A 16,119-nucleotide genomic window follows, 5' to 3' on the forward strand; every position below is an offset into this window, starting at 1 on the left:
CCCTTTTGGATTGGAATATTCAGGGTCGCATTGCTGTTCATTTGTCAAGGTGCTGCGCGGCAATCAATTCATTACCGCGAACGGAGAAGGAGGGATTTGAACCCTCGCGCCGCTATTAACGACCTGCACCCTTTCCAGGGGTGTCCCTTCGGCCTCTTGGGTACTTCTCCAAGTCGCAGAATCAATCATTTCCTTATATAATCGGCTGGTGCCCCATTTGCCAGCACCAGAGCGGAGAGAGTGGGATTCGAACCCACGCGCCCTTGCGGACAAACGGTTTTCAAGACCGCCTCGTTATGACCACTTCGATATCTCTCCAAGCGAGCCGCTCTCTCAACGGCAAAAACTATTCTAGCAAAAAGATTGGAATCTGTCAACAGTTTTTTTCACTTTTTTTCATTTTTTTCCAAAGTCCCCATTTTCAGCCTGAAACAGACCGAAAATGGGGACTTTGGGACCCGGGGCTATCGCTTTCTCATTCCCCCATGATCGCCACGCCGTCCAGCAGGACTCTGACGATGGCGTCCGGATCGATGGCGGTGTCGAAGGAAGCCCTCATGTCCACATCCAGTTTCCCCGAACCGTACCCCATGGAGCTCAGCAGCACCGTGGCCTGCGTCTGCGTCCCGTCCTCGAAGACGATGGTGATGTCATGTTCTCTGCCCATCCCCCATATGGAGGAAACCTCTCCCTCATATGTCCCGTACAGAGTCAGATAGACCGTCATGGGGGACACATAGACATCGTACCGGTCGAAATGCACCTGATCCTCCGTCTTGTCCAGCGCTCCGCTCAGCGCGAGCCCGTAATCTCCGCTGCGCTGTATTTCAATAGAGGTCTTATAGAAGCCGCTCTGGACATCCTCATCCGGAATCTCCACAAACCGGAAGGACTCCCCCTGGTCTTCCGCGGCCGGCGCTTCATGGCAATAGCTCTCCGCGTACAGGGTATAGGTTCCGGGCGCATTTCATTCCGTCATGTTTTATACCGCTCAACGATTTCACTTTCCGTGAAACCAGACTGCATGACGCTGACTGGTTCAATCCCATGATTACATTAGACAGTATTCATCATTTTCCTTCAGGCAAATCCTCCTGCAGCAGACTCTCGGCCGTCCTGATGTCCTCGGGCGTGGTTATCTTGATGTTCCGATAGGATGCCTCCACGAGCCTTACAGGTATGCCGGACATCTCTTCTATTACCATGGCGTCATCGGTCACCGGCAGGGCCTCCCCTTTTTCCAGTCTGGCGATAAGCTTCTCATAGGCCCGGGTGATCAATGCCGTCTCAAAGACCTGCGGCGTCTGCACGGCCCAAAGGCGGCTCCTGTCCGGCGTCCGGGCCACAAAGCCCTGGCTGTCCGCGACCTTGATGGTATCCTTCACCGGGACGGCCGCCACGCAGGCCCTGTATCTGCATGCCGCCTGATGGGTGGACTCTAAGAGGGCTTCTGTCAGGAAGGGCCTGGCCCCGTCGTGGATGAAGACATATCCGTCCTCATTCGGCTCCGCAAGGCATCCCTCCGCCATGGCCCGGAGGGCGTTCCAGACCGACTCGTAGCGTTCTCTCCCGCCTGCTATCACTGCGGAAACCTTCCGGAAGCCGTACCGCTCCAGGATTTCCTGCCGTACATAGGGGATGTCCTTCTCTCCTGTCACCAGCACGCAGTCATCGATTACGGCAGAGCGCTCCACCGCTTGCAGAGAATACCACAGGATAGGTCTGTCCCCCAATGTCATAAATTGCTTGGCCGTGCCGCTGCGCATCCTTTTCCCGCTGCCCGCAGCCAGCACCACAGCTGTACACCGTTTTTTTCCCATATTTAACTCTTCCTTTATCAGAACCGTCTCCTCTATCAGGCGATTCCCCAATCCCGCCTCCCCAAATTCTTTCCGGCTCCGGGAAAAGCATCCGCAAGTCCCCGGTTCTTCTGCCCTCAGAGCCTCAGGTTGGGCACGGCGTTCAGGTCATAGCCGCTGCGGACACCTTTGGCGTACTCGTAATATCCCGCCGCGCCTATCATGGCGGCATTGTCCGTGCATAGCACAGGGGACGGGCGATAGAACCGGATATTCCGCCTCCCGCATGCCTCCTCGAAGGCGGCGCGCAGGGAAGAATTCGAGGCCACGCCCCCCGCGATGGCGAATTTATCGTAGCCGAACTTACGCACCGCGTGCAGGGAATGCTCCACCAGCACGTCTATCACCGCTTTCTGGAAGGAAGCCGCCACATCCGCCTGGCACACAGGCTCCCCTTTCATCTGGCAGGAATTCAGGTAGTTCAGCACGGCGGATTTCAGGCCGCTGAAGCTGAAGTCGTATTCGTTCTCCGCTATCTTCGCCCTGGGGAAAGGAATGGCGTCCGGATCGCCCTCTCTGGAGAGCCTGTCTATCTTCGGCCCGCCGGGGTATCCGAGGCCGATGGCCCGGGCCACCTTGTCAAAGGCCTCCCCCGCGGCATCGTCCCTGGTCATGCCGATGATCTCATATACCCCGTAGTCCTTCACCGCCACCAGGTGGGAGTGGCCGCCGGAGGCCACCAAACAGATGAAGGGAGGCTCCAGCTCCCTGTATTCGATATAGTTGGCGCTGATATGGCCGCTGATATGATGGACGCCGATCAGCGGAATCCCCGCGGCGAAGCTGATGGCCTTTGCCGCCGATACGCCCACCAGCAGCGCCCCCACCAGCCCGGGGCCGTAGGTGACAGCGACGACGTCTATGTCTTCCAATGTTGCGCCAGCCTGGGCAAGGGCCTCCTCTATGACCTGGTTGATTTTCTCGATATGCTTCCTGGAGGCAATCTCCGGCACCACGCCGCCGTACTGCGCATGGAGCGCAATCTGTGTGAAAATAACATTCGACAGCACCTCCCTGCCGTTTTTCACCACGGAAGCCGCTGTCTCGTCACAGGATGTCTCGATGGCAAGCACCAGGACATCCCCCTCATGAACCTGTTCCAATTTTCTCCCTCATTCTGCCGCACGGGGGCTGCAATCCCCGTCCCCGGCGGCGCTTTCTGTAGCTTGACTCCGGCAGTCTGTCGCTGTCAGTCCGTCGGGTTCACATTCTGCGCCAGGTCCCAGCCGTAAATCTTCCACCGCCTGTTCCCGTCCCTGCGCAGCAGATAGACCATGTCCACCAGATTGCTCTGGCCGCCGTCCAGGACGGTATAGATGCAGTGAATCCTGGCGAACTCGTATCCGTCCTCTGTAAAGGTATCCACATTGGCGCTGGAGGCCACGGAAGCCGCGGTGATCTGCCTGCTGTCCTCCTGGAAGGAGGTGATTTCGGATTTGAGGGCCAGCAGGTGATTGGTCACATCGTTGGCCGCCAGCAGCTCGTCATCGAAAAGGGCCCTGGCCTTCATGCCCAGCTGCTCTGCCTCCTCGTCCAAACATTCCTGGGAATAGAGGCATTTCTGGATGTCCGCGTAATACTTCATCACTTCCTTGACCGTAGGGGGATAGTTGTTCTCCAGGTCGCGGCTCAGCACAAGCTTAACCGCCGTCATTGCCGCCTCGTCCTCCACCTCTCGGCTTTTATTCGAAAGATAGGCGAAATAGGCCACCACTGCCACTATCAGCACCAGAAAGATGATCGCTACTTTTGTCGTGTTTTTTGAGGTGTTTTTCTTCATGCCTGCCTCCCCTCCGCCATGCGGACTTTTCTTTTCCTTACTCCTCGTCAAAGTTCAGCTCCACAGTCCTGCCGTCCCTGGCCGCCACCGTATTCTGGAAAATCTTCCTCACGTCCTTGAGATAGTCCTCCGGATGGGTCAGGGAGGGGCTGTAATGGGTGAGCCACAGCTCCGGGACCTCCGCCGCCCTCGCTATCCTGGCGGCCTCGTACATGGTCATATGCCTGTTCTCCCTGGCCTTGGCCAGCTTCTCCGGCTCGCCGTACATCCCCTCCAGAATCATCAGGTCGGATCCGGCACCGTTCCGGGCGATGGCCTCCACCGGCCTGGTGTCCGTACAGTAGGTCACCTTCAGGCCCCTGCGGGGAGCCCCCAGCACCATGTCCGGCGTATAGGTTCTCCCGTCCTGTTCTATAACCTCGCCCTTCTGCAGTCTGCTCCAGAGCTTCATGGGAATCCCCTGCTCCAGGGCCCGTTCCCTGTCGAAGCGTCCGATCCTATCCACCGTCATGGTATATCCATAGCATAATACGCTGTGGTTCACTTTAAAGGCCTTCAGCCGGAAGCCCTCGAAGGGGAATTCCTGCTCCTCCTCGGTGATTTCCTGCAGCCGCACTTCAAAGGGGAGTTCCGGCGCAATGGTGCGCAGGGCATTGACCGTTCTGGTCAATCCTTTGGGGCCTATGAGCAGGAGCGGCTCCTTGCGCTCCGCGTTACCCATGGTCAGGAGCATGCCCGGCAGCCCGCTGATATGGTCGGCGTGGTAATGCGTAAAGCATATCACATCGATGGGATTAGGGCTCCAGCCCTTCTCCCGCATGGCAATCTGCGTGCCCTCCCCACAGTCAATCAGTATGCTTTTTCCATTGTACCGGAGCATCAGGGAGGTGAGCCATCTGTAGGGCAATGGCATCATCCCTCCTGTTCCCAGCAGACTTACATCCAGCATCTTGGTCCCTTCTTTTCTGAATTTCTTCTTTTCCGGCGCCCGCTTGCGGAAGCTATGTGCCCCTTCCAGGCTCCCGGTATCCTTACAAAAGCTCCAGCGCTTCGGACTCCTCCGGCGGCACCGCGAACCGGGCCGTCCATTCCTCGTAGCAGTCCTCGCACAGGTCGAAATGCTGCGCCACGCCGTCCCTGCGGCTGAAATACCCGAACACGGCATCCCCGGCAAAGCAGAATTCCCTCAGATATCCGTTCTCCACCTTCAGGGACCTGCCGCATTTGTTGCAGACCACCTTCATCAGCACTTTATCCTGTCCGTCCACGTATTTACGCATACTCTCTTCTCCCTTCGCATGAACCTGCCGATAACCGCTGCCAGATCCGCCGAATGCCACATTTTTTCGTTCCACCTGTGGCTGTCTGGCCGACCTGTAACCATTATACTAAAAATATACATAAATGCGTGTGGTAATTGCTGTCATTTTGTCAGATTATGTCCTGCCGCCGCCACATGATCACGGCATCCTCTCTGGGCCTTTCATAGAAGCCGGGACGGATTCCTTCCGATGAAAAACCGAATTTTTCATACATATGGATGGCCGCCGCATTGCTCACCCGCACCTCCAGCGTGAAGGCCGTAATCCGCCGCGCCTCTCCGTGGGCGATCAGCGCCTGCAGCAACGCCTGCCCGATGCCCTGGGCCCTGTAGCTTTGGGCCACCACCACATTGTCTATGTTGGCCTCCCCGCACAGCTCGGTATACCCTGCGCCCCCCACGATGCGGCCGTCAACAAGCGCCACGAAATAAAAGCAGTAAGGATTCTCCAGGAGGATCCGGAAGGACCGGGCCGACCAGGGCATGGAAAAGGTCTGCGCCTCGATATCCGCCAGGGCCCGGATGTCCGCCTCCCGCAATTCTCTTATCTCAATCTGCATAAACACTCCACTATCTATACTGCACACCGGTTATACTGCATAACGCTGAATGCTGCCTAATGTAATCATGCGAATGAACCAGTCAGCGTTATGCAGTCTGGTTTCACGGCAAGTGAAATCGTTAAGCAGTATAAATTTGCAGTGCAACCCGACTGCAGACCGCCAGCCAAATACTTTCCCGAAGACTCCACTGTAAATCCTGGCGGTCTGGAGTATATATCGGCATGAATCCAGGATTTATGACTGCTGTCTGCGCCCCGCCTCCTGCTCCGCCTGGCTTTTGCGCAGATATACGGGGCTGTGCGCCGCGGCGGGCACGATCCTGCCCTGCTTGAAATACACTGCTCCCAGCGCCGCTATGGAGGCCGCCCGCTGCCTGTTGCTGCCTGCCGGTGCCAGCGCGTAGGGCACGCCGCAGTGCGCCCGGACGGCTTCCCTGTAGACGGGAACCCCGTCCCCCAGGAAAGTCACGGGCCTGCCCAGGGCCGTGAGCTTCTCCAGCAGCTCTTCTATGTCGATCGGAGTCTGGGGAATGACCGTGTGCAGCCCAAAGCCCTCCCCCTCCGGCAGGAATTCGCAGGCCGCGGCGTATACCTGGTTCCGCCTGGCATCCATCAGAGGGCAGACCAGCCTGTCCGTCCCCCAGAGGTTCCATGCCAGCCCCTCCAGGGTGGGCACCTCCACCAGAGGCTTCCCCAAAGCAAGGCCCAGCCCCTTGGCGGTGGCGGAGCCGATGCGCAGCCCCGTGAAGGAGCCGGGGCCGGAGGCTATGGCTATGGCATCGATGGTGTCCATGTCCAGCTCCACCATGTCCCGCAGCTCCTCCAGCATGGGCAAGAGGGTCTGGGAATGCGTCTTCTTATGATTCGTGGTGTATTCCGCCACCAATGCATCGTCCTCCACGATGGCTACGCTGGCCACCAGGCCGGAACTGTCCATCCCTAATATCTTCATATCTTCCTTCCCGCTATGTCCTCTAACAGCACATCCAATCACTTGGAAAATCTTTTCACATGGATGCGTCTATAGTCGAAGCCTTTTTCCAGATCCTTTTCTATGGTCACCTGTATGGAATCCTCCGGCAGAATCTCCTCTATCAGATTGGCCCATTCTATGAGGCAGACTCCCTCCCCGTAAAAGCAGTCCTCATAGCCGATCTCCTCCATCTCCTCCACATCCGCGATGCGGTAGACGTCGAAATGGTAGAATGGCATCCTGCCGTCCTCATATACCTGCAATATCGTAAAGGTAGGGCTGTTCACCGGGCCTTCCACGCCCAGGCCTCTGGCGAATCCCTGGGTGAACACGGTCTTGCCCACCCCCAGGTCCCCGGTCAGGGTATAGACCTGCCCCGGCGCGCATATCTCTCCCAGACGCTGCCCCAGCGCGGCCGTGTCCGCTGCGGATCGGGACTCCAGAACCGCCGTCTTATCCGTATCAAATTCTTCCATTATCTTTTTTACGTCTATATCCATTCGCTTCCCTGTCTGTCCGAAGCCGTGGCCTGCGTGGACGTGCGGCATCGTGCCCGCCCGCTTCCGCCCTGCAGTTTATTTCCAGCCCGTGCCCTGTCCCTCTGTGCTCCGCCGTCCCGCGGCCTGTCTCCCGCTTCCCTGCTGTCCCGAAAGCCTCAGGCGCGTATCTTCACCTTGGCCGGGGGCATATGAGTGGAAATCATCTCGATCACCGCCGCCTGCCGGTCTCCCAACTGGCGCCTGGGGAAGATCGTCCCATTGACGGGCGAGGTGTAGAGGATGATGCTCCGGCTGGTGGACACCGCCTTGTGCATGTATTCCCATGCCATCTTCTCCTGGGCATCCCCCTGGGAGATGGTCAGTCCCTCGTCGTCCAAAGTATAGTGAAGCGGCTCTTGGAATGCGGCATTGGAGAGGATCTGGCTCCTGCTCCTCAAAAAAAGCGTCCATGGCAGATAGAGCAGCATCACCAGCCCCAGAACGATGAAGATCCACTGCTTCGTGGCCAGGGCGAACAGAATCAGAACCCCGCCGAAAGCGCTGCCCAGGATGCCCGCCGGGCTGTTGTAGGAATGCCGCAGCATGTAGTCGTATAAATCCCCTGCTTCTATCTTGATGGTCAGTTCCAGCATACTTCTCCCCTGCCGCCCGAAATCGGCCTGTCGCATTTTATTCCACGAAAAAGCACCCACAGAGCAGGTGCTTTTGTGTCCATCTGTCATTTTACTCTAAAAATCCGAAAAAAGCAAGAAATTTTACTGCAGCCTTCCCTCAATGCGGCGGATCTCAGCCGTATCCTGTCCGGCTTTGATGATGGGGCTCAGGGGTTTGTAGATCAGCAGCGTCACCAGGGACACGCCGGCTCCCTTGATCAGGTTCAGAGGCGCCACGCAGGCCACCACGAAGCTGATGATGCCTCCCTCCGCCAGGGGGTTCACGGCGCTGCCCATCTCCAGCAGGCTCTCCAGGGGCATGCCGTAGAGCTTGGAGAACGCCGGAAGGAGATAGACGGCGTTGAAGGCGGTGCCGAACACGGTGAGGATGGCGGTGCCGACGGCGCAGGCCGCAATCGCCGTCTTCCTGCTCTTATGGAAGGCATAGATGGCGGAGGCGGGCAGGATGAAGCTGCAGCCGATGACGAAGTTTGCCAGGTCGCCCACAAAGGCTGTGGAAGTCCCCTTGATGAAGAGCTTCAGCAGGATCTTGATGAACTCCATCATCACCCCTGCCGCCGGGCCGAAGGCGAAAGCTCCCACCAGAATGGGCAGCTCGCTGAAGTCCAGCTTGTAGAAGCCGGGGGCGAAGGGCAGCGGGAAGTCGAACAGATGCAGGATCATGGCGATGGCAGAGAACATGCCGATCATGGCCAGCTTCCTGGTGGTGAAGACCGGCCCTGTCACACCGTTCTTTTTCCCGGCGGCCTTCTCCAGCAGCAGCGCCGCGATGAATACCAGCATGATGATCATAAAGAAGCTCAGGACATACATGGCGTTCTCCGCCACATTTTGGAACAGTTCGTTCATTTTACTTTTCCTCCACTTTTCTAAAGATTGTTTTGGAAAATTCTCCTCTGCGCGGGCCTGCGCATGAAAAAGCCCCGAACCGTGACGATTCGGGGCGGGTTTCCATACCTCTGTGCACAGGATGTACTTCCAGGGCAGCCTGCTGCAGCCAGGACATGCCGCCTGAAATAAACCTGTGACAGATACTTCTTCTTTCATCCAGACTTTACTGTTGGTTCCGGACTTTCACCGAATCAGCCGTGGCGGGCCTGGGCGCTTTGCCCTTCGCCTGTCACGGGTCGCGGACTGTACCGCCAGTAGGGAATTCCGCCTGCGGGACATGCATCCGCATCCCGCAGAGGTCACCCGACCCCGAAGAATTTTCTTTTATTCCCGCGAGCAATGAGTCAAGCGGCCGTGCTTGCACGGCCAGTTGGCGAATGCCGCGAGGGTCAAATACCCTGTTGCTTGCAGCAGGGTATTTGATTTGACAGAAATCATTATAATCCCGTTTCCCGGCATTGTCAATCTAAAAACTTCGGATATTTTTGAAAAAGTGTCCGCCAAAAGAAAGAGGAAGCTATTAGGAGACCTTAAGAGGCCACCGCGTTCCCGGTATAGAGCTGGTAATACTTCCCCTTCTGCTCCATGAGCTCATCGTGGGTGCCCCGCTCGATGATGCGGCCCTGCTCCAGGACGATGATGCAGTCGCTGTTGCGTACCGTGGAGAGCCTGTGGGCGATGACGAAGTTCGTCCGTCCCTTCATCAGCGCGTCCATGCCCTGCTGCACCAGCTTCTCCGTCCTGGTGTCGATGGAGCTGGTGGCCTCGTCCAGGATCAGTACCGGGGGATCCGCGATGGCGGCCCTGGCGATGGCGAGGAGCTGCCTCTGGCCCTGGCTTAAGTTGGCCCCGTCCCCGTGGAGCATGGTGTCATAGCCGTCCGGGAGCCTTACGATGAACCCGTGGGCATTGGCCAGCACCGCGGCCTTCTTCACCTCGGAGTCCGTGGCGTCCATCTTGCCGTAGCGGATGTTCTCCATGACGGTGCCGGTGAACAGGTGGGTGTCCTGGAGCACGATTCCCAGGGAGCGCCGCAAATCCGCCTTTTTGATCTTGTTCACGTTGATATTGTCGTACCGTATCTTTCCGTCCTGAATATCGTAGAACCGGTTGATCAGGTTGGTGATGGTGGTCTTGCCCGCGCCGGTGGCCCCTACGAAGGCAATCTTCTGGCCGGGCTTGGCATGGAGCACGATGTCGTGGAGGATCATCTTGTCGTCATTGTAGCCGAAGTCCACGCCGTCGAACACCACGTCCCCGGTGAGCTCCACGTAGGTGGTGGTATTGTCCGCCTTGTGGTAATGCTTCCAGGCCCAGAGCCCCGTGCGCTCCCTGCTCTCCCTCAGCTCGCCGTCCGCGCCCCGCACGGCGTTCACCAGCTCCACGTAGCCCTCGTCCACCTCCGGCTTCTCGTCCATGAGCTTGAAGATCCTGTCCGCGCCGGCCAGGGCCATGATGATGCTGTTGAACTGCATGCTCACCTGGTTGATGGGCATGTTGAAGGATTTGTTGAAGTTCAGGAAGCTGGCCAGGCCCCCCAAGGTCAGCCCGGACACGCCCGTGATGGCCAGGATGCCGCCCACCACGGCGCAGACCACATAGCTTAAGTTCCCCAGCTGGGCGTTCACCGGCATCATGATGTTGGCGAAGCGGTTGGCCTGGTAGGCGCTCTCGAAGAGCTGGTCGTTGAGCTCGTTGAACTGCTTCAGGCTCTCCTGCTCATGGCAGAACACCTTCACCACCTTCTGGCCGGTCATGGTCTCCTCCACACAGCCGTTCACCGCGCCGATGGCCTTCTGCTGGGCCAGGAAGTAGCGGCTGCTCAGGCCCCCGATTTTCTTGGTGGCCACCAGCATGATTCCCACCATCAGCAGGGTCACCAAAGTCAGCGGGATGTCCAGCACCAGCATGCAGGCGAAGACGCTGACCACGGTGATGGCGCTGTTGATCATCTGGGGGATGCTCTGGCTGATCATCTGGCGCAGGGTGTCGATGTCGTTGGTGTACATGGACATGATGTCGCCGTGGGCATGGGTGTCGAAATATTTAATAGGAAGGGACTCCATCTTGCCGAACATGTCGTTGCGGATGTTCCGCAGGGTCCCCTGCCCGATGTTGATCAGGATCCTGGACTGGGTGAAGGACGCCACGACGCCCAGGGCGTAGAAGCATGCCACTTTGACGATGGCTCCCTGCAGCGGCCCGAAGTCCGGATTCTCCCTGCCGATCAGCGGCAGGATGTAGGAATCGATCAGCGTCCGCATGAACATGGTTCCCTGCAGGCTGGCGTACACGGTGGCCACGATGCACAGCACCACCACGATCCATCCCGCCGCGTAATCCTTCAATGTATAGCCCATGACCCGCCTGAACAGCTTTCCGGGGTTCTCTATCTTGGGCCTGGGGCCTCTGGGGCCTCTCGGACCGCCGGGTCCATGGCCGCCCGGGCCTTTATTCATATTCTGGTTCTTCTCTGCTGCCATATGTCATATACCTCCTGTCGTACCGCACTGTGTACACGCCCTTTATTTTTCATCGAAATCCCCGCTGCCGCTCATCTGGGCCTCATAGACTTCCCTGTAGATCTCGTTGGTCTCCAGCAGCTCCTCATGGGAGGCGAATCCGTCGATCTGCCCGTCATGCATGACGATGATTTTGTCCGCATGCTCCACGCTGGAAATCCTCTGGGCGATGATCAGCTTGGTGGTGCCCGGGATGGCCTGGGCGAAAGCCTGCCTGATCTTGGCATCCGTGGCCGTGTCCACCGCGCTGGTGGAGTCGTCCAGGATCAGGATCTTCGGCTTTTTCAATAAAGCCCTGGCGATGCATAGCCTCTGCTTCTGGCCCCCGGATACATTTGTGCCGCCCTGTTCTATGTAGGTATTGTACCCCTCGGGCATCTTCCGGATGAATTCGTCGGCGCATGCCAGCTCGCAGGCATGCCTGCACTGCTCCTCCGTGGCGTCCTTGTCTCCCCAGCGCAGGTTCTCCAGGATGGTGCCTGAGAAGAGCACATTGTTCTGCAGCACCACGGCCACCTGATTCCGCAGGACCTCACAGTCATACGCCTTCACGTCCACGCCGCCCACCAGCAGCCGTCCCTCTGTCACATCGTACAGTCTGCTGATCAGGTTCACCAGGCTGGACTTGGCGCTTCCGGTGCCGCCGATGATGCCTATGGTCTCGCCGGACCCAATCTCCAGGTTCACGTCCTTCAGCACAGGCGTTTTGGCATCCTTCTTATAGCTGAAAGAGACATTTTCGAAGACGATGCTGCCGTCCTTCACATCCGTGACGGGATTCTCGGGATCGGTCAGGTCGGCCTTCTCCTCCAGCACCTCGCAGATACGCCTGGCGCTGGCCGCGGACATGGTCATCATGACGAAGATCATGGAGAGCATCATCAGGCTCATGAGGATGTTCATGCAGTAGGTCAGCATGCTCATCAGCTGTCCCGTGGTCAGGGCATCTTGTACGATCATGTGAGCCCCTGTCCAGCTGATCAGCAGGATACAGGCGTACACCGTGAAGTTCATCACCGGGTTGTTCCAGATGACGATGCTCTCCGCCTTGCAGAATATCTTATACAGGTTGCCGCTGGCCGTCCTGAATTTCTCTACCTCATAGTCCTCCCGCACATAGGCCTTCACCACCCGGATGGCGGAGACGTTCTCCTGTACGCTTTCATTCAATGCATCGTACTTCGGGAAAGCCTGCTTGAAGTGCTGGGTGGCCTGGCTGACGATGAGGCCCAGCACGCAGCCCAGGAGGATCACCGCCACCAGGTAGATGCTGGCAAGCCTGGGGCTGATGAAGAAGGACATGGCCATGGCACAGATCAGGCTGGCCGGGGCCCGCATGCACATCCGCAGCATCATCTGGTAGGCGTTCTGGATGTTGGTCACGTCCGTGGTGAGCCTGGTCACCAGGCCGGAGGTGCTGAACTTGTCAATGTTGGAGAAGCTGAAGGTCTGTATGTTCTCGTACATGGCCTTCCTCAGGTTCCTGGCATAGCCTGCGGAGGCCCTGGAGCCGAACTGCCCGCCCAGGATGCCGAAGGTCAGGCTGAACAGCGCCGTCACGATCATCAGCACGCCGATCAGATAGATATGGTTCATGTTCCCCGCCTGCACGCCGTCGTCGATGATCGACGCCATGAGCAGCGGGATGATGGTCTCCATGATCACTTCCCCTATCATGAAGACCGGGGTCAGGATGGAATCTTTCTTGAATTCCCTGATGTGGGCCCCAAGTGTCTTTAACATGGTTTCTGCACTTCCTTTTCTTTGTATTCTGGCTGTTGCTCTGTTTTTGCCTTGCTTTAGGACATATTCCCGTTTTCCCGCTCCGCGGTTTCCGCCGGGGCTCCTTCGGGCCTGGCTTCATCCGCCGGGGCTTCCGGGGAGCCTCTGCTCTCCTGCGCCGGGGGAAATGCCGCCTCTCCAGCTCCTCCCGGGGGTTCCTCCGGCTCGGCCGTCATCCCCTCCAGGTTCTTCATCAGGATGCCCAGCAGACGGTAGAGCTCTGCCACCTCCTGGTCCGACATCCCCTCCAGCACCCTGTTTCCAATCCAGTCCATATGACGCTCAATCTTCTCATGGTTCTGGTAGGCCTCCGGGGTCATCTGAATCCGCTTCAGCCTCCCGTCCTTGTCCTGGGCCCTGCGCACGATCAGCCCCTCGCGCTCCATGACCTGCAGCGTATTGGAGACCGTGGCCCCGGATATGCGGAATTCCTTCTCCAGGTCTCTCTGGTACACGGGCCCGTCCTGGTGATGGTAGAGATATCCCAGAATCCCCCCCTGGAGCTGTGTCTTCGGCCCTTTCTTCACATCAGGGCCGTTCCTGTGGATGGCCGTCTTGATCTGGTTGTGGATGACCCGCAATAGAAATGTGATTCTCTTCCTCTCTTCCATCGGCTCCTTCCTTATCCTGTTTCCTGCTGTGTCTGTTGTGTCTGCTGTGCCTTGGGAAGCGGCGATGCTCCACCGGGTCAGATTGTCAGCCTGCCGGACATCTTGTTAGCGGGCTAACTTGTTTGTTAGCGTACTAACTATATCGCGTTTTTGGGGATTTGTCAATGGGGATTTGAAGAAGGTTTAAAAAAATAAATTTTTGGTTGACATTTCGTATTTTTTGTAATATCCTGATAGTAGGAGCAAGAGCTTCTGTTTGAGGCGTTTGTCAGATGTGCCTGTCTAAAAAAAGCTGAAGAAATTATCGGGAACTGAATGGTTCCCGCTTTTACGTTGAGGAGCATTAAGGCTATTTCGAGGAGCACCCGGACTTTATCAAGGTGCTTGATGTGGGAAATTCCGGCAAACAGTCAAAAAGAACACATCTATGCGTCCGGGTCGAACTGGATAAAAATGCTTTCTATATCCCCCTTCGGAACAATCTGGGGGCAGATGTGAGGAAATTTGGCCGGATTGGCCACTCCGTCCCGTCGGAAAAAAGAAAGAATGCCGGACTGGATTTTCGTTATGTCCTGATTGTGAATAATCCGGTATATATCGAGTTTCAGACAGAGCGGAAAATACCTTCCTCCCAGTATAGACATATTCTACGAGACTATGAAGCCATTCAAAAGGAATTTGCAGTCTATCTTAGAGGCTATAAGAAAGCTGCCGTAAAAGGCAGAATAGAAAAAGAGCCTCTATATCGGGAATCCAGTCTGATAAATTTTCACCGAGAATTAGAAATCCGCAGCACCCCCAACAGCACGAACCGCGCGTCCTGGAATTCATAGCTGCAGGTGGACAGGGTGAGGACATGGTCCGAGGCCGACGGCGCAAAGTCGGCGCGGATGAGAGATTTGGAGATGGCGGATGCTATCCAGTCCTCATAGTCCGCCTCCGAAGCGAAGCCCGTCACCCAGGCGTCGTCCTCCACATCGGCCACATACCCCGCGAATATCTCGACAGTATAGTTTTCGTCCGGGGTCAGCAGGAGCATCCGGGGATGTTCCTCAAAGTATTCCTGGCTCTTGTAATTGGACAGGGCGGCGAACATGGAGCCGTCCTTCATATGATGTCCGTAGATGATGCAGTGGGAGTCCGAGAAGTCGCTCTGGTTTTGACAGTCCAGGAAGATCGCGCCGCTGGGGTTGCTCTCGCCGTTGAACAGGCGGTACAGATAGTAATCGTTGTCCCGGGCCTGCACGATCGGGTAATTGATTACAGATGCCTCGTCATAAATCCAGCCCACCACCTGCTCATTGATGCTGCGCAGGCCAGCGAAGTCCACCTCCGGAAAGGCAATGGGGGCATCCGCGCTGCCGGATCCAGATGCCGCGCCGCCTCCGCTGTGTCCGGACTGTGCACTGTCCCCGGCTTCCGCCCCGGCGCCTCCGTCCGCAGCATGCATGAAGGAGGCCAGCTCCCCATAGGCGGCTCCGGCGGCCTGCCGCTCCCTCAGAATCTCCCAGACCCGGTATCCGGACACCACGCATGTCGCGAACAGTCCTGCTGCCAGCAAGCATATCAATCCCCTGCCGATTCCTTTCATAAGCCCTCCCTGTCACGGCGCTGTGCCGATTCCTTTGCTTCCTTTCCTTCCACCCATCTCCCGGCCGCCCCGGCATGTCTGCCACACCGGGTATCCTCCGATTCGCCCCAGAGTCCTGTATCCATACAGCGGCTTCCGGGCTTCCTGCTCCCACTGCCATGCGAATCCCGGCCAGGCCGCCTTAGGCCCTGCGCTTCCCTGTACCCTTGTCCAGCAGCCTGCCCAGCCACAATAACATCACAGCCCCCAGCACGCCGCAGGCCAGGTAGATCTTCCCCTTGGTTCCGGAGCACACAGCCATGACATTTCCCAGAAAAGGCACCGACACCGCCATCCGCCCGATCAGATTCCCGTAGGCCACCGGGGTCATGTCGTTCTCCGCGTTGGCATCCCCCTTTGTGATGAATTCCCCCTCCACCACATGGTTCTCCACCACCCGGTGGGTGATGACCGCCCCTCTGTCATAAAATGCGATCACATCCCCGGCGGCTACATCCTCCGGTGCCGCCGCTTCCATATAGAGGGCGCTGCCCAGGGGAATGGCCGGTTCCATGCTCCCGCTTATCACCACATACACCTCATATCCCAGCAGCCGCGGCACTGTCATGGGAATGCAGACTGCCACTATGACCACCAGGACCAGCGCGGACAAAAAGCCGCATATCTTACGTCCCATCCCGTCCCTGTCCCTTTCCCGGGCTTTCCCGCTCCTTCGACCATCCTACGCAGGGCTTTTCCGCTCCTTCGGCCATCCTGCGCAGGGCTTCCGCTCCTTCGGCCATTCTGCGCAGGGCTTCCGCTCCTTCGGCCATCCTGCGCGGGGCTTTTCCGCTCCTTCGGCCATCCCGCGCGGGGCTTTCTTCCACCTGCCGCATTGAATCCTGCCGCCCTTTACGCTCCTCCGGATTGCGGGCCCATGCTCCGGGCTGCCCTTCCCCAGCTTCTCCGCCGCCATTGACGCCGGAAAAGCTGCCGGTGCCATGAAAGCCGCGGCAGCTATACTGCATAACGCTAAATACTGCCTAATGTAATCATACGATTGAACCAGTCAGC

18 protein-coding genes, 2 tRNA genes and 1 riboswitch are annotated in these 16,119 nt (G+C 57.7%); all 20 genes read right to left on the reverse strand.

Annotated features, from left to right (window positions below):
- Positions 1-81: 81 nt before the first annotated feature.
- The 20 genes from Q2B33_RS09150 to Q2B33_RS09245 all read right to left on the reverse strand — a co-directional run bounded on the left by Q2B33_RS09150 (position 82) and on the right by Q2B33_RS09245 (position 15,878).
- Positions 82-170: transfer RNA gene (locus Q2B33_RS09150), tRNA-Ser, on the reverse strand.
- A gap of 62 nt (positions 171-232) precedes the next feature.
- A tRNA-Ser gene (locus tag Q2B33_RS09155) sits at positions 233-318 on the reverse strand.
- Between the two features lie 157 nt (positions 319-475).
- On the reverse strand, positions 476-880 hold the full coding sequence (locus Q2B33_RS09160; RefSeq protein WP_300574123.1) for a hypothetical protein: 405 nt from the start codon (positions 878-880) through the stop codon (positions 476-478).
- A 190-nt stretch (positions 881-1,070) separates the two neighbouring features.
- On the reverse strand, positions 1,071-1,820 hold the full coding sequence (gene ispD / locus Q2B33_RS09165) for a 2-C-methyl-D-erythritol 4-phosphate cytidylyltransferase (RefSeq protein ID WP_300574126.1): 750 nt from the start codon (positions 1,818-1,820) through the stop codon (positions 1,071-1,073).
- 116 nt (positions 1,821-1,936) lie between these two features.
- Positions 1,937-2,962 carry a tRNA (adenosine(37)-N6)-threonylcarbamoyltransferase complex transferase subunit TsaD gene (gene tsaD, locus Q2B33_RS09170; protein WP_300574129.1) on the reverse strand — a complete coding sequence of 342 codons (1,026 nt, stop codon included), beginning with the start codon at positions 2,960-2,962 and terminating at the stop codon, positions 1,937-1,939.
- An 86-nt stretch (positions 2,963-3,048) separates the two neighbouring features.
- Positions 3,049-3,639 (reverse strand): DUF6715 family protein, encoded by a 591-nt coding sequence (locus tag Q2B33_RS09175; RefSeq protein WP_296478055.1) that lies wholly within the window; start codon positions 3,637-3,639, stop codon positions 3,049-3,051.
- Between the two features lie 37 nt (positions 3,640-3,676).
- The gene (locus Q2B33_RS09180) at positions 3,677-4,588 is read right to left on the reverse strand and encodes a ribonuclease Z (protein WP_296478053.1); all 912 of its coding nucleotides are present in this window, start codon (positions 4,586-4,588) and stop codon (positions 3,677-3,679) included.
- An 82-nt stretch (positions 4,589-4,670) separates the two neighbouring features.
- Positions 4,671-4,919, reverse strand: a complete 249-nt coding sequence (locus Q2B33_RS09185) for a hypothetical protein (protein ID WP_296478051.1) — start codon at positions 4,917-4,919, stop codon at positions 4,671-4,673.
- A gap of 151 nt (positions 4,920-5,070) precedes the next feature.
- On the reverse strand, positions 5,071-5,520 hold the full coding sequence (gene rimI, locus Q2B33_RS09190) for a ribosomal protein S18-alanine N-acetyltransferase (RefSeq protein ID WP_300574135.1): 450 nt from the start codon (positions 5,518-5,520) through the stop codon (positions 5,071-5,073).
- 237 nt (positions 5,521-5,757) lie between these two features.
- A complete protein-coding gene (tsaB, locus tag Q2B33_RS09195) occupies positions 5,758-6,474 on the reverse strand; it encodes a tRNA (adenosine(37)-N6)-threonylcarbamoyltransferase complex dimerization subunit type 1 TsaB (RefSeq protein ID WP_300785083.1) in 717 nt (238 codons plus the stop codon).
- A 38-nt stretch (positions 6,475-6,512) separates the two neighbouring features.
- Entirely contained in the window at positions 6,513-6,971 is a 459-nt protein-coding gene (gene tsaE / locus Q2B33_RS09200; protein ID WP_300815418.1) for a tRNA (adenosine(37)-N6)-threonylcarbamoyltransferase complex ATPase subunit type 1 TsaE, read from the reverse strand.
- Between the two features lie 179 nt (positions 6,972-7,150).
- Positions 7,151-7,627, reverse strand: coding sequence for a YcxB family protein (locus Q2B33_RS09205; RefSeq protein ID WP_300572072.1), 477 nt, complete (start codon positions 7,625-7,627; stop codon positions 7,151-7,153).
- A 123-nt stretch (positions 7,628-7,750) separates the two neighbouring features.
- Entirely contained in the window at positions 7,751-8,518 is a 768-nt protein-coding gene (locus Q2B33_RS09210) for an ECF transporter S component (RefSeq protein WP_330684795.1), read from the reverse strand.
- Between the two features lie 182 nt (positions 8,519-8,700).
- A riboswitch (FMN riboswitch) is annotated at positions 8,701-8,881 on the reverse strand.
- Positions 8,882-9,090: 209 nt separating this feature from the next.
- Entirely contained in the window at positions 9,091-11,019 is a 1,929-nt protein-coding gene (locus Q2B33_RS09215; RefSeq protein WP_300572118.1) for an ABC transporter ATP-binding protein, read from the reverse strand.
- Between the two features lie 66 nt (positions 11,020-11,085).
- The gene (locus tag Q2B33_RS09220) at positions 11,086-12,825 is read right to left on the reverse strand and encodes an ABC transporter ATP-binding protein (protein ID WP_300572074.1); all 1,740 of its coding nucleotides are present in this window, start codon (positions 12,823-12,825) and stop codon (positions 11,086-11,088) included.
- A gap of 56 nt (positions 12,826-12,881) precedes the next feature.
- Complete coding sequence (locus tag Q2B33_RS09225; protein WP_300572076.1) at positions 12,882-13,475, reverse strand: MarR family winged helix-turn-helix transcriptional regulator; 594 nt, start codon at positions 13,473-13,475, stop codon at positions 12,882-12,884.
- Between the two features lie 769 nt (positions 13,476-14,244).
- Entirely contained in the window at positions 14,245-15,066 is an 822-nt protein-coding gene (srtB, locus tag Q2B33_RS09230; protein ID WP_300572078.1) for a class B sortase, read from the reverse strand.
- The gene (locus Q2B33_RS09235) at positions 15,063-15,191 is read right to left on the reverse strand and encodes a hypothetical protein (protein WP_300572080.1); all 129 of its coding nucleotides are present in this window, start codon (positions 15,189-15,191) and stop codon (positions 15,063-15,065) included. The genes srtB and Q2B33_RS09235 overlap by 4 nt, the downstream gene beginning before the upstream one ends.
- A gap of 56 nt (positions 15,192-15,247) precedes the next feature.
- Positions 15,248-15,742: a signal peptidase I gene (locus tag Q2B33_RS09240; RefSeq protein ID WP_300572082.1), complete on the reverse strand. Its 495-nt coding sequence runs from the start codon at positions 15,740-15,742 to the stop codon at positions 15,248-15,250.
- Positions 15,732-15,878 carry a hypothetical protein gene (locus Q2B33_RS09245; RefSeq protein ID WP_300799768.1) on the reverse strand — a complete coding sequence of 49 codons (147 nt, stop codon included), beginning with the start codon at positions 15,876-15,878 and terminating at the stop codon, positions 15,732-15,734. The genes Q2B33_RS09240 and Q2B33_RS09245 overlap by 11 nt, the downstream gene beginning before the upstream one ends.
- Positions 15,879-16,119 lie beyond the last annotated feature (241 nt).

The organism is uncultured Acetatifactor sp. (genome assembly GCF_948601915.1).
Lineage (GTDB): Bacteria > Bacillota > Clostridia > Lachnospirales > Lachnospiraceae > Acetatifactor.